General features: G+C 74.1%; 10 protein-coding genes. 5 read left to right on the forward strand and 5 right to left on the reverse strand.

Annotated elements, in window-relative coordinates; genetic code table 11:
* The first annotated feature begins 212 nt into the window (after positions 1 to 212).
* A complete protein-coding gene (locus ACWERV_RS01435) occupies positions 213 to 944 on the forward strand; it encodes a CDP-alcohol phosphatidyltransferase family protein (protein WP_452927268.1) in 732 nt (243 codons plus the stop codon).
* Here the strand turns inward: ACWERV_RS01435 and ACWERV_RS01440 are convergent.
* The gene (locus ACWERV_RS01440; protein ID WP_398187737.1) at positions 919 to 1,362 is read right to left on the reverse strand and encodes an adenylyltransferase/cytidyltransferase family protein; all 444 of its coding nucleotides are present in this window, start codon (positions 1,360 to 1,362) and stop codon (positions 919 to 921) included. The genes ACWERV_RS01435 and ACWERV_RS01440 overlap by 26 nt on opposite strands.
* A 258-nt stretch (positions 1,363 to 1,620) precedes the next feature.
* Here ACWERV_RS01440 and ACWERV_RS01445 point away from each other — a divergent pair, with 258 nt between their 5' ends.
* From ACWERV_RS01445 to ACWERV_RS01455, 3 genes are all read left to right on the forward strand, one after another.
* Positions 1,621 to 2,871: a glycosyltransferase gene (locus ACWERV_RS01445; RefSeq protein ID WP_452927591.1), complete on the forward strand. Its 1,251-nt coding sequence runs from the start codon at positions 1,621 to 1,623 to the stop codon at positions 2,869 to 2,871.
* Positions 2,868 to 4,541, forward strand: a complete 1,674-nt coding sequence (locus tag ACWERV_RS01450) for a lipopolysaccharide biosynthesis protein (RefSeq protein ID WP_452927270.1) — start codon at positions 2,868 to 2,870, stop codon at positions 4,539 to 4,541. Before ACWERV_RS01445 ends, ACWERV_RS01450 begins: the two co-directional genes overlap by 4 nt.
* Before the next feature lie 254 nt (positions 4,542 to 4,795).
* Positions 4,796 to 6,106 carry a hypothetical protein gene (locus tag ACWERV_RS01455; RefSeq protein WP_452927593.1) on the forward strand — a complete coding sequence of 437 codons (1,311 nt, stop codon included), beginning with the start codon at positions 4,796 to 4,798 and terminating at the stop codon, positions 6,104 to 6,106.
* On the opposite strand, the gene ACWERV_RS01460 is transcribed toward ACWERV_RS01455, so the two are convergent.
* Positions 6,075 to 7,547, reverse strand: a complete 1,473-nt coding sequence (locus ACWERV_RS01460; protein WP_452927272.1) for a hypothetical protein — start codon at positions 7,545 to 7,547, stop codon at positions 6,075 to 6,077. The genes ACWERV_RS01455 and ACWERV_RS01460 overlap by 32 nt on opposite strands.
* A 181-nt stretch (positions 7,548 to 7,728) precedes the next feature.
* Between ACWERV_RS01460 and ACWERV_RS01465 the strand changes: the two genes are divergently transcribed.
* Positions 7,729 to 8,922, forward strand: a complete 1,194-nt coding sequence (locus ACWERV_RS01465) for a glycosyltransferase (protein WP_452927275.1) — start codon at positions 7,729 to 7,731, stop codon at positions 8,920 to 8,922.
* Here the strand turns inward: ACWERV_RS01465 and ACWERV_RS01470 are convergent.
* The 3 genes from ACWERV_RS01470 to ACWERV_RS01480 are packed head-to-tail and all read right to left on the reverse strand — an operon-like array spanning position 8,861 to position 12,713.
* The gene (locus ACWERV_RS01470; RefSeq protein ID WP_452927596.1) at positions 8,861 to 9,718 is read right to left on the reverse strand and encodes a glycosyltransferase family 2 protein; all 858 of its coding nucleotides are present in this window, start codon (positions 9,716 to 9,718) and stop codon (positions 8,861 to 8,863) included. The genes ACWERV_RS01465 and ACWERV_RS01470 overlap by 62 nt on opposite strands.
* A 17-nt stretch (positions 9,719 to 9,735) precedes the next feature.
* Entirely contained in the window at positions 9,736 to 10,494 is a 759-nt protein-coding gene (locus ACWERV_RS01475) for a hypothetical protein (protein ID WP_452927276.1), read from the reverse strand.
* Positions 10,491 to 12,713 carry a LamG-like jellyroll fold domain-containing protein gene (locus tag ACWERV_RS01480; RefSeq protein WP_452927279.1) on the reverse strand — a complete coding sequence of 741 codons (2,223 nt, stop codon included), beginning with the start codon at positions 12,711 to 12,713 and terminating at the stop codon, positions 10,491 to 10,493. The genes ACWERV_RS01475 and ACWERV_RS01480 overlap by 4 nt, the downstream gene beginning before the upstream one ends.
* Positions 12,714 to 12,732: the final 19 nt, after the last annotated feature.

The raw sequence follows: 12,732 nt of genomic DNA on the forward strand, positions 1-12,732 counted from the left end.
GCGGGGAACTGCGCGACAAGCCCCCACCGGGCGGATGGCGAACTGCCACCGCAAGTGGCAATCACGTAGGGGCGGGCGCGCTGACGCAGCGGCTCGCCCGGGTGAGCGGCGAGTATCCGGCCGAGAACTTCGGCACGTTGCTGTCGGGGCGTGGGTCGACTGAGCCGGTTGCGGGCGCGTACTCTCCCCCCGGGGAGAGGGGGAGTCACGTGGTGGTCACGGAGAGTGATGCGGGGGAGCCGCGGCGGGTCGGTGTGGCGTTGGGGCGGTTGCGGGCGGCGCAGAAGAGTGCGAAGGGGGTGTCGCTGTACTCGCGGTACGTGAACCGGCCCGCCGGGCGGGTGCTGGCGGCGGGGGCGTACCGGGTGGGAATGACGCCCAATCAGGTCACGCTGATCAGTGCGGTGTTCAGCTACGGCGGGATCGCCGCGCTCGCGGTGGGGGAGCCGTCGTGGGGGCTCGCGGTGGGGGTGTACGCGGCGCTCGTGGTGGGGTTCGCCCTGGATTCCGCCGACGGGCAGCTCGCCCGGTTGCTGGGGACGGGGGGTCCGGCGGGGGAGTGGCTGGACCATGTCGTGGACGCCGCGAAGATCACCGGGGTGCACGCGGCCGTACTCGTGTGCTTCTACCGGCACTTCGCGCTGCCGGGCGACGGGTGGCTGCTGCTGCCGCTGGGGTTTCAGCTGGCGGCGGTGATGGTCTTCTTCGGGGGGCTGCTCAAGGACAAGCTGGCGCCGGGGGGTCCGGCGGGGGGTGCGGCGCCGTCGCGGTGGCGGGCGGTCGCGCTGCTGCCGGTGGACTACGGGGTCTTCTGCGGGGTCTTTCTGCTGCTGGGGAGCCAGAGCGCCTTCCGCTGGGGGTACGCGGTGCTGTTCGGGGTGAACGCGCTGTTCCTCGTGGGCTTCCTGGGGAAGTGGTTCAGAGAGCTTCGGGCGGTGCGGTGACCGCGAGGACGTCGAGTGCGCGGCGTAACTGCGTGCTCGACGTGTGGACGGTGTACGGGAAGTACACGACCTCGACGCCGACGGCGGCGAAGTCCCGTTCGAGCCTGCGGCCCTTGTCGGTGCCGCGCCAGTCGTCGCCCTTGAAGATGACGTCGAAGCGGACCTGGTGCCAGGTCTCGACCTTGTCCGGCACGGTCTCGACGAAGGCCGCGTCCACGAAGCGCACGCTGCGGACGATCTCCAGGCGTTCGACGAGGGGCACCACGGGGTCGCGGCCCTTGGCGAGCCGCGCCATCTCGTCGGAGACGACACCGGCGACGAGGTAGTCGCACTGGCTGCGGGCGTGCCGGAGGATGTTGAGGTGTCCGACGTGGAAGAGGTCGTAGACCCCTGGTGCGTAGCCGACGCGATGTGTCATGACATGCCCCCCAGCGTCACGGAAAACCCGTACAACACACCCCGTGCGTACGGGAGTTCAGACGATAGTCCGGGCGCCGTGGACTCCGGCGGGGAATTGCGAAAGTACGACGCCGTGCAAGACGCGGCGGGATGCCCCGGTGAACGGCTAGTGTGGCGGAATCAGCGGGATCGGGGGGTTCCGGCGGTCGTGCGGGACCGGGGGAAGGGGCATGTCGTGGGGGATTCCGCCGGGGTGGGCGGCGTACGCCGGGTGCTGCTGGTGTCCACCAACTACGCGCCGGAGCACGCCGGGATCGGCCCGTACGCGACGCAGGTCGCCGAGCACTGGGCGGCGGGCGGCGCCGAGGTGCACGTGCTCGCCGGGATGCCGCACTACCCGGCGTGGAAGGTCGAACCGGAGTACGCCGGGGTGTGGCGCCGGGAGGAGACGCGCGGCGGGGTGCGGGTGCACCGGCGGCGGCACACGGTGCCCGCGCGGCAGAGCGCGTTACGCCGGGCGGTGTTCGAGGCCTCGCTGCTCGGGCACGGCCTGGTGGCGCCGCCCGCGATGGCGCGGCCCGACGCGGTGGTGGCCCAACTGCCCAGTCTGGCGGGCGGGGTGCTCGGTGCGCGGCTGGCCCGGCGGCACGGTGTGCCCTATGTGCCGGTGGTGCAGGACCTGATGGGCGCGGCGGCGGCGCAGAGCGGTATCCGCGGCGGGGGCAGGGTCGCCTCGCTGGCGGGCGCGGCGGAGGGGTATGCGCTGCGGCGGGCGACGCTCGTGGGCGTCATCCACGAGAGCTTCGTGCCGAAGGTCGCCGCGCTCGGGGTGCCGCCGGAGCGGATCCGGGTGGTGCCCAACTGGTCGCACGTGTCCGGCCCTTCGCGTCCGCGTGCGGAGTCGCGGGCCCGGCTGGGCTGGCGTCCCGGGCAGACCGTGCTGCTGCACAGCGGCAACATGGGCCTCAAGCAGGGCCTGGAGGTGCTCGTCGAGGCCGCGCGGCTGGATCCGGGCCTGCTGGTCGTCCTCATGGGCGACGGCAACCAGCGGGAGCGGTTACGGGAGTCGGCGGGGACGCTGCCCAACCTGCGCTTCGAACCGCCCGCCGCGGAGGCGGACTTCCCCGACGTGCTGGCCGCCGCGGACGTGCTCGCGGTCACCCAGCGCGCCTCGGTGCTCGACATGAGTGTGCCGTCCAAGCTGACCTCGTACTTCGCCGCGGGCCGCCCGGTCGTCGCCTCGGTCGCCGCGGCGGGCGGCACCGCCGAGGAGGTCGAGCGTTCCGGCGCCGGGGTCGTCGTACCGCCCGAGGACCCGCGCCGGCTGCTGGACGCCGTGCGCGCACTGGCCGATGATCCTGACAGGGCCGACGCGCTGGGCGCGCGCGGCCCGGTGTACGTCCGCGAACGCCTCAGCCGCGCCGCGGGACTGGCACGGATGGACGCGCTGCTCGCGGAGGCGCTGGGCAACACCCCGGACGGTACGGGCAAGGGCGGCGTGGACGACGAAGGGACGCGGGGCCAGTGACCGACGCGACGCGCACCGAGGCACAGCCCGACGAGGGCGACCTGCTGCGTGACCAGTTCCGCCAGTTGCTCCGCTACCGGGCCCTGCTCGTCGCAGGTGTGCTCGTCGGCCTGCTCGGCGGCGCCTTCCTCGCCTTCAGCGGCGCGGACTCGTACACCGCCACCAGCGAGGTCATGGTCCGGGCGGCGACCGAGGACCCCTTCGCGAGCGGTGCGACCGCCGACAAGAACATCAACATCGGCACCGAGCGGCAGACCGCCCTCAGCAGCACCGTCGCCGACACCGCGGCGAAGAGCGCGGGCGCGTCGGTGGCCCCCATGTCGCACTGCCTCCAGGTGACCAACCCGCCCAACACCCTCGTCCTGCGCTTCACCTGCACCACCACCTCCGCGCAGCGCGCCGCGGACTGGGTCAACGCCTTCACCAAGGCCTACCTCGACGACCGGCAGGCGCAGACGAAGGCCACCATCGAGCGCATGGTGGCCAGTTACCAGGCCCAGCTCGACCCGATGGTCGCCCAGCGGGGCGACATCCTCGACCAGATCCAGCAGGCCAAGAACAGCCAGATCGTCGGCACGCTCGTCTCGTCGCAGACCAGCCTGCTCAGCCGGATCACCGAACTCACCTCCGACATCGCGGGGTTGCGCGCCCTCGACACAACCCCCGGCCTCGTCATCAAGCCGGGTGTCGCACCCGGCGCGCCCGCCGGGCCGGGGCTGCCGATGATGCTCGGCCTCGGCGGCGCGGTCGGCATCGCCCTGGGTCTGCTCGGCGCCTGGGTGCGGCTGGTCTTCGACCCGACCGTGCGCAGCGACGCCGAGGTCACCCGCGCGCTCGGCGCCCCCGTGCTCGGCACGCTGCCCCGGCTGCGCCGCCGGTCCGCGGCCGCCGCGGTGGACGGCGCGCCTGGTCTGCTGACCGGTGGGCGCGCCGACGTGCGGCTCGCCGAGGAGTACCGCGCGGTCGCCTTCCGGCTCACCCACGACAAACGCTTCGCCGAGCGGCGCAGGCTGCTCGTCGTCGCCCCGCGCGGCAGCGGCGACACCCCGGCGGCGGTGGCCGCCAACCTCTCCGCGTCCTTCGCCGAGATGGGCATGGAGGTGCTGCTGGTCGAGGCCGACCTGCGCGCCCCCTCCCTCGCGGCGCGGCTGACCACGGTCGACGGTGTCCGGCCCGGCTGGGCCCGTACCCCCGCGCCGGGCGAGGGCGGCTGGCCCGCCGGGCTCCAAGTGCCCATCGACGCGGGGGAGTCGGGCTCCTTCGACCTCGTGCCGGGGCGCCGGGTGCGCAACGTCGCCCGCGCGCTGACCTCCTCGCCCGCCGGGCGGCTCTTCGCCGAGGCGGACGAGCCCGGTTCGGCCGTCGTGGTCCTCGCGCCGCCGGTGCTCACGTACGCCGACGCGGTCGCGCTCGCCGGGCGCGTGGAGGGCGTCGTCGTGGTGTGCGACCCGCGCGCGGTGCACCGCGCCGACCTGGAGCGCGTCCGCGAACTCATCGACGCAGCCGGCGCGCACGTCCTCGGCGTCGTCCTGCACGCCGCCGAGCCCGGTGCCCGCGGCCGTTTCGGCCTGCGCCGCACGCCCCGTACGGCCGTGCCCGCGGCCCGCCTCGACGCCGACCGCCCGCGCCCGGACACGACCCCCACCGCGGAGCGCCACCCGGTCCCTTGAGCGGCCCCGACCCGCGGCTCACCCCCGCGCGCCCCGGGGCCGCCCCCGAACTCCCGCCGGACGCCGACGCGTTCGGCCCGTACGGTACGCCCGGCGACGTCCACGACGCCCCGCTCCGCGACGCCTACGGCGACCCGTACGGCCTCGACGCCCCGCCCCCCGCCGGGGAGTTACCCGGCCGGCGGTACGAACCGCCGCCCGGCGACCTGTACGGCGAACCGTACGGCCGCCCCCCGTCCCCGGAGGACGACCCGGTGCCCGCCGCGTCCGGCTCCCCGGGGCTCGGGGCGAAGGCCGCCATCGCCGCCTCCGTCGCCGACCAGGGCATCGCGGCCCTCACCAACATCGTCGTGCTGGTGGTCGCGGCCCGGCTGTCGAGCGCCGCGGGCTTCGCGGTCTTCTCGATGGTCTACATGGTCTTCACCGTGCTGCTCGGGGTCGGCGTGAGCTACGTCGGGCAGGCGCTGGTGCTGGAGCGCGGCACCGACCGGGTGCGGGCCGCGTGCCGTTCCGCGGCGGCCTTCACCGCGCTCGCCTCGACCGTCATCGGCCTCGGCATGGCCGCGGGGTTCGGGCTCGCCGCGCACGGCGGCATGGCCCGGGGACTGGCCGTCCTCGGGCTCGTACTGCCCGTCGTGCTGACGCAGGACGGCCTGCGCTACTGCTTCTCCGCGCTGCGGCTGCCGCACTACGCGCTCGCCGGGGACACCGTGCGGCTGCTCGTCGCGGTGCCCGCGCTGGCGGTGCAGCCGCACGGGGCCGGGCCGGAGCGGCTCGTCGCCGTCTGGGGGGTGTCGGCGCTGCCCGCGCTGCTCGTGGCGTGGGCGCTGCTGCGGCGGCGGGTGCGGGGCGCGCCGCTGGACGTGCGGCGGTACGTGCGGCGCGGGCACCTCGGGCGGCGCTTCGTGATCGAGTTCGGCGTCGGCAACGCCACCAGCCAGCTCGCCGTCGTCGGACTCGGCCTGTTCGCGGCGCCGCTCGCGGTGGGCGCGCTGCGCGGGGCGACGACGCTCTTCGGGCCGATGAACGTGCTGTTCAACTCCGCGACGGCCTTCGGCCCGCCGCTGCTGAACCGGGTGCGGGGCGCGGCCGCCAAGGTGCGGGCGACCGCCGTGCTGGCGTGCGCGCTGGCCGCTGTCGCCGGGCTGTGGACGCTCGTGCTGATGGTGCTGCCCGGCCGGGCCGGGCGCCAGCTGCTCGGGGAGACCTGGGACGCGTCCTCGGCGCTGCTGGCCGCGTCCGGCAGTCAGTACGCGGCGATCGCGCTCGGCACCAGCGCGCTGCTCACGCTGCGGGTGCTCCAGCCGAGGGCGACGCTGCCGATCCAGGTGGTCTTCTCGCTCGCGTCGGTCGGCTGCATGCTCGCGGGCTACGGCCTCGACGGCGTGTACGGGGCCGCGTGGGGGCTGTGCGCGGGCTCGGTGCTCAAGGCGGTCGCGCTGTGGCGGCGGATCGCGGTGCTGCGCCGCCGCCCGGCCCCGGAGGGGGACGACGGGGAGGACGGCGCGGGGGACGCGCACGCCCACGGCGCCGTCAGCGCAGGATCCTCCGGCGGTCCTGGCTGAAGGTCGTCACCAGGGCCAGGCACAGCGCGCCGATCGCGATCCGGCCCGCCGCCTGGAGCAGCGGGCCGCGCAGCAGGATGAAGGAGTAGCCGCACACCAGCGGGATCACGACGGCCGCGATCGTGCCGGGTCTGCCGTCCTCCTGGGTGCGCTGCGCGTAGCGGCGGTCGGCGCGCGCGGCCGCGTAGCCGACCGCGAGGAAGCCCGCGGTCATGCCCAACGGGCCGAAGTCCAGCCAGAGTTCGGCCCACAGCGGGGAGGACAGGTTGGTGTTGGTCATGCCCATCCACTGCCCGACGCGGACCCCGGAGTCGACCGGCTTGCCGTGCCACACCGAGCGGGGCACGAAGAAGAAGACGTCGGCGGCGAGCTGGCGGCCGTCGGTGTGCCCGGCGCCGGAGTGCACGTACGTCAGGGTGTTGGCGAACATCCCGACCTGGTCGTAGTCCTTGACCGTGAGCGGCTCCAGCACCGAGGTGGTCTCCACGGGGTGGTAGCCGCCGGAGTCGTAGCGGAAGCGGTCGAGGAAGGGGAAGAGCAGCAGCGCGGCGACGACGCCGGTGACCAGGGCCGTGCGGTACATCACCGGGCTGCGCGGGAAGGCGGTGAACAGCAGCGCGAAGACGACCGTCAGGAACCAGTACCGCGGGTTGGAGACCGGGTTGTTGACGATCGCGTTGAGCACCACCAGCCCGCCGAGCGCGGTGATCGCGGGCAGGCTGCGGCGGGCCGCGCGCGAGGTGATCATCCAGCGGGTGAGGAAGAGCAGCGCGAGCAGCGCCGGCACGGTGCCGAAGCCGCGGACGAAGGCCGAGCCGACGTGGCTCTGCCCGCCGTCGCCGCCGAGCCCGCCGGACCGCACGGACTCGCTGATCGCCTGCCTGCTGTCGAAGAAGACGGCGGGGCCGCCGAGTTTGAGGATCGAGTACGCGCCGCCGACGTAGGCGACCGTGACGAGCACCCACAGCCGCCGCCGCGACACCTGCGCCACCGCCCGCCCGCCGCGCGCCCGCGCCGCCGGGCGGTGCCGGGCCAGCAGCGCCCCGACGTCGAAGGCCGCGCACCCGGCGATGACGAGCGCGAGCGCGGCCGTGGTGTCCCCGCGCGGCCCGACCACCGGGGTCGGGACCTGCCCGATGACCTCCTGGGTGAGCGGCGCGACACCCATGGCGACGTACACGAAGAGCCAGAACGCCCCCTGTACCAGCCGCCGGCGCCGGGCCAGCACCATCGCAGCGAGCCGTCCGCCCGCGTACACGGTCAGCGTCAGCTGGAGCCAGTACGCCCCGTCCCGCGGCCCGCCCCCGCCGGGCTGCGCGATGACGTATCCCGGCAGGAAGCCGACGAGGGCGACGACCAGCGGCACCGCGAGCGCCCGCGACAGCGCGGCCCGCGGCACCGAGGCAGCCCGCGGTGTCCCCACCGCCGCGTCCACGGCCATCCGCCCACCCCCTGGGGGGAGTTTACGGGCCGGAACCCCCCGGTCGCGGGGTGTTGCGGGGAGCGGCGTGCAGGGCCGGGGCCAATCCGCCCAAAACGGGGCGGTGTTCGCCCCCTCGCGGGTAGGCTGCGGAGCAGGCCGGGAGGGGTGCCGGGAGCGCCCGGCGAAGGGGGACGGGACGATGCGGGTCTTACATGTCGTGACGCTGCACACGCCGACGAACGACTTCGGCGGGCCCACCCGCGTCGCGCTCAACCTCAGCAAGGGGCTGCGAGCCAAGGGGGTGGACGCGCGGATCGCCACGCTCGGCGACAAGTTCACCGGGCCGCTGCCCAGCGAGGTCGAGGGCGTGCCCTCCTTCGTGCGGCAGGCGCGGCACGTGCTGCCCGCGTTCGAGGTCAGCGGGATCACCTCGGGGGCGCTGCTGGCGCGGGCGCGGCGGATGGTGAAGGGCGCCGACGTCGTCCATGTGCACCTCATGCGCGACCTGATCACGCTGCCCTTCGCGCTCGTCGCGCTGGAGACGGGCACCCCGCTGGTGGTGCAGACGCACGGCATGATCGACCCCACCGAGAAGCTGTTCGCGAAGGCCGTGGACGTGCTGGGCATGAAGCGGGTGCTGCGCCGGGCGGGCGCGATCCTGCACCTGACGGAGATGGAACGCGAGGGCGTGCAGGCCGTGGTGCCGACGACCCCGCTGCGGACCTTCCGCCGCCTCGTCAACGGTGTCGCCGTGCAGGAGATGCGCCCGCCGCGCGGCGACCGGCCGCCCACCGTCCTTTACTGCGCGCGCGTCCAGCAGCGCAAGCGGCCCGAGGACTTCGTCCGCGCGATGCCGTACGTCCTCGCCCGGCACCCCGGTGCCCGGTTCGTGCTCGCCGGGCCCGACACCGGTCAATTGACCGCGCCCATGCGGGCGCTGGCCGACGACCTGGGGGTCGGCCACGCGCTGGAGTGTCCGGGCCCGCTCGGGCACGACGCGGTGCTGGCGGCGCTGCGCGCGGCGGACGTGTACGTGCTGCCGTCCGTCGTCGAGCCGTTCGCCGTGTCGGTGCTGGAGGCGATGTCGGTGGGGCTGCCCGTCGTGGTCGCCCGCACCGGAGGGCTGTCGCCGGACGTGGCGGCCGCGGGCGCGGGCCGGGTCACCGACAGCCTGCCGGACGCCGACAACGGCGAGCTGGTCGGCCGGGCGGTGCTAGAACTGCTGGAGCCAGAAGCCAACGAGCAGGCGTCGCAGGCCGCGTGGCGGCTGGTCCACGACCGCTTCTCGATCGACGCGGTCGTGGACACCCTGCTCGGCGTCTACGGCGACGTCATGTCCGACCGGCCCGGTCGCCCGACTGCCGCCCGGCGGCGCGCAGTTCACGCGTCTTGAGACCGATCTGCCAGCGGTAGAAGCTCATCGCGAGCGCGTAGTCCAGCCCCGCCCGCCCGTCCAGGAAACCGCGCCGGTAGACGTAGGCGTAGCCGAAGGACACCAGCGGCTTGAACGGCACCTTGTGGAAGAGCTGCCCCTGCCGGGTCTTGACCCGGCGGATGCTCTCCTTGACCTCCGGATGCAGTTCGAGCCACGCCTCCCAGTCCGAGTAGCGGTTGTGCCGGTCGAACCAGGTGCGGACCGGGTCCAGGTCCTCGTGCTCGATGGGGGAGCGCAGCCGGGCGGCGGATTCCGCGACCGGCTGGTAGTGGCCCTCCTGCTCGCCCATGCCGGGGGCGCCGAGGTCGCCGACCTCCGGGAAGCGGCAGCGGGTGCGGTCCATGAGGGCGCGTTTGACGATGGTGTAGCCGTGCCGCAGCCGCCGCCCGGCGAACCAGTAGCCCAGCGGGATGTCGAACGCGGCCACCGACGGCGGGCCCGCGGCGAACACCGACCGCAGCTCGCCGAGGAGTTCGGGGCTCGGCGTCTCGTCGCCGTCCAGGAAGAGCACCCACGGGATGTCGGGACGCACATGGTCCAGGCACCACTGCTTCTTCTTCGGGTAGCGCCCGTCCCACGCGTAGAGCACGGTCTCGGCGCCGAGACCGGCGGCGATCGCGCACGTGTCGTCGGTGCTGTGCGAGTCGACGACCACGACGGCCCGCACGTGGTCGACGACCGAGGAGACCGTCCGGGCGATGTTCTCCGCCTCGTTCTTCGTCGGTATGACCACGACCAGCGGCAGAGTGTCCAGTTCGTCCAAGGGTGACGTCAGCTCCTTGTCCCGGGGGAGGCCAGCCAGGCGTAGCACCCGCTGGAGGTGATGCCGCGCGCGTCGGCGGGGACGATGAGCGCGGCGGGGCGGTCCGCGCCGGTGCCGCGGCCCGAGGCGAGGACGCTGCCGTCCGCGCCGGTGGCCCGCCACGAGCAGGACGCCGACGGGTGCGGCGCCCGGTAGACGCCCGGCACGACCACCGTGCCCGGCACGGCCTTCGCGCCGACCGTGTACGTGCCGTCGGCGAAGCCGCGGCGGGCCGCGTCGACGACGCCCTGCTGGTCCGGGCACAGCCCGCCGACGGCCGCGGCGGCGCCGTCGTAGGAGATGTCGCCGGTGACGATCGCGGTCGCGGCGGCGTCCTTGTCGATCGCCGCGGTGCGCGTCAGGCGCTCGCAGATCTCCTGCCCGCCCTCCAGCACCGCGACCGGATCCGTGCCGCGCGGCACCCGCCCCGACAGGTACTTCTTCTGCTGCGCGGTGAAGGTGCCGCCGCCCGGCGGGGTGAGCTGGGTGTCGGGCACCTTCGGCGCGTCGGCGGCCGACCCCGGCTGCCCGGCCCCGGAGCCCGGGGACGCGCCCGCGGAGCCGCTCGCGGTCGGCGCCGCCGGGGCCGCGGACGACGGCGCGGTGGCCGTGGCCGGGTCCCTGGCGCGGTCGTGGCCGCCGTCCGATCCGCAGGCCGTGAGCAGCAGCGCTGCCGCCGCCGTCAGGGAGACGGCGGCGGCAGCGCCGGCGCGGTGGCCGCGGCTCATCCGGCGGTTCCGAGCGTGTAGTGCTGCGCGATCTGCGCGGGGGTGAGCACCGCCGGGTAGACGGCGGCCTCGTCGATCGAGCCCGCGAAGTAGGAGCTGGTCGGCGCGGACGGCCAGCCGCCCAGGCTGTCGTAGCCGATGTGCCAGTAACCGGGATAGTCCTGGCTGGTGGTGACCGAGCCGTCCGCGGCCCGCAGCACCCCGTCGACGTACAGCTTCATCCCGTCCGCGCCCTGCGTGGCCACCATGTGGTGCCAGGCGCCGTCGTTGTACGCCGCCGGTGTGGTGACGGTGCGGGTCGTGCCCGTGTAGGCGCCGAAGATCAGCCGTCCGTTGTCGGTCATGTAGACATGCTTGTCGTAATTGCCGCTCGGGTGGGTGGAATTGGAGCCGAAGCCCATGATCTTCCCGCCGCTGGTGGTCGTCGTGCGGAACCACGTCTCGATGCTGTACTGCGCCGGGGTGGGGTGCAGCCGGTCGCTGTAGGTCCACTGCGTCGAGCCGTTGAAGGTGTACGCCTTGGAACCCGGCACCGCGCCCGGCGTCACCGCGTGCACGGGCCCGCCGACGCTGATGCCGCTGTCGTCGCCGTCGGAGGAGTCGGCGTTGTACGAGCCGGAGGCGGCGTCGTAGCGCCAGTACAGGGTCGCCCCGTCCGCGAGCACCTGGGTCGGGTAGGCCTCGGCCGAAGTCGGCACCGTGGCCGACGCGTTGGGCGACAGTGCGCTGGTGTTGACGCCGTCGCTCGCGGAAACCCGGTAGGTGTACTTCACGCCCGGGGTGACGTCGGTGTCGGTGTACGTCAGCTGCGGGCGCACCCACGGCAGCGAGGAGCCCGTCACGGTGTAGACGGGCGTGGCGCCGCCGTTGCGGTAGACCCGGTAGGTGAGCACGCCGTCGTCGTTGTCGGTGCTGGACTGCCAGCTGACCTTGACCGCGCCCGGCGCGATGCTCGTCACGGACGTCTGCGGCAGCGTCGGGGCGCCGGTGTCCGGGCCGCTCGCGAACCGTGTGAGGCCCTGCTGCGCGACACCGTTGACGGTCGTGAACTCGCCGCCGACCCACAGGTAGTCGGTGCCCGCGGACGACGCCAGTGCCATGACGCGCGGGCCGATCTTCTCACCGATGCCGTCGTTGGTGTCGGGGAACCACGACAGCAGGTGCGGGTCGTCCACGGACTCGGCGAGCAGGTGCTTGCGCACCGAGTCGGGGTATTCGCCCATGCTGGAGCAGTCGTGCGCGTGGCTGCCGCTGTAGAGCACGGTCTGATAGACCGTCAGTGACTGTGTGGCGCCCAGGCAGTTGTCCCGCCAGACCTGCGAGAAGTCGGTGAGGCTGAAGCGGATCCGGCCGTCGAACACCCCGCCGCCGGTGCCCTCGTTGGCGGTGTAGAAGCTGTTGCTCGCCGCGTCCATCACGATGTCCTTGGTCACCGAGGTCGCGTCGATGAAGCCCGTCGGATAGGCCTTCACCAGCGCCCCGGTCGCGGTGTCCACGACGGCGAGGGAGTGCGAGTTCACCCCGTCCACCGTGTTGAAGTCGCCGCCCAGGACGGCGTCCTGGCCGTCGGGGGTGAGGGCGAGCGCGCGGGCCGGGTTGTCGGCGTCGGGCGCCCACGGCAGCAGTGCGCCCGCCGTGCTGACGGCCGCGTACCGTCCCCGGTGCTGGCCGCCGACCGAGGTGACGTCGCCGCCGAAGAAGACCGTGTCGGCGGTGGCCTGGATCGTCCGTACGGTGCCCGCGACCGCCGGGTGGAAGGTGCTGCTGACCTGGCAGGTGGCCAGGTCGATCGCGGCGAGGCTGCTCACGCCCACCCCGTTGACCTGCCCGAAGAAGCCGCCCGCGTACAGCGTGCCGCCGTCCGGCGACACCGCGAGTGCCCGCACGGTGGCGTTGTTGGAGCCCACCGTGAAGTTGAGTTGGCAGCCAGCCGGTTGCCCGGTCGCCGCGTCGAAGGCGGCGAAGTTCGCCACCGCCGTCTCGCTCGTGCCGGCCGCCGCGCCGGACGGGCGGATCGCGGAGAAGGTGCCCGCGGTGTAGACGATGCCGTTCGCCTGGGCCATCGCCCACACGATGCCGTTGGTCTGGTAGGTGGCGAGGCTGTCCGCCGTGAGCGCGACGGGCGCCTGGAGCGCCGTGGCGGGCGGTGCCGCCGGTAACGCCCCCAGTGCTGCCGCCGCCAGTGCCAGCACTCCGGTCAACGCCGACCGTTTACGCATGTGTGCCCCCGGTCCCCTT

Source organism: Streptomyces sp. NPDC004031 (assembly GCF_053604375.1).

Excerpts from the sequence above, each read along its gene's own strand:
- ACWERV_RS01465 (WP_452927275.1), top strand. The coding sequence starts at position 7,729 with ATGCGGGTCTTACATGTCGTGACGCTGCACACGCCGACGAACGACTTC.
- ACWERV_RS01480 (WP_452927279.1), bottom strand. The coding sequence starts at position 12,713 with ATGCGTAAACGGTCGGCGTTGACCGGAGTGCTGGCACTGGCGGCGGCA.
- ACWERV_RS01475 (WP_452927276.1), bottom strand. The coding sequence starts at position 10,494 with ATGAGCCGCGGCCACCGCGCCGGCGCTGCCGCCGCCGTCTCCCTGACG.
- ACWERV_RS01440 (WP_398187737.1), bottom strand. The coding sequence starts at position 1,362 with ATGACACATCGCGTCGGCTACGCACCAGGGGTCTACGACCTCTTCCAC.
- ACWERV_RS01460 (WP_452927272.1), bottom strand. The coding sequence starts at position 7,547 with ATGGCCGTGGACGCGGCGGTGGGGACACCGCGGGCTGCCTCGGTGCCG.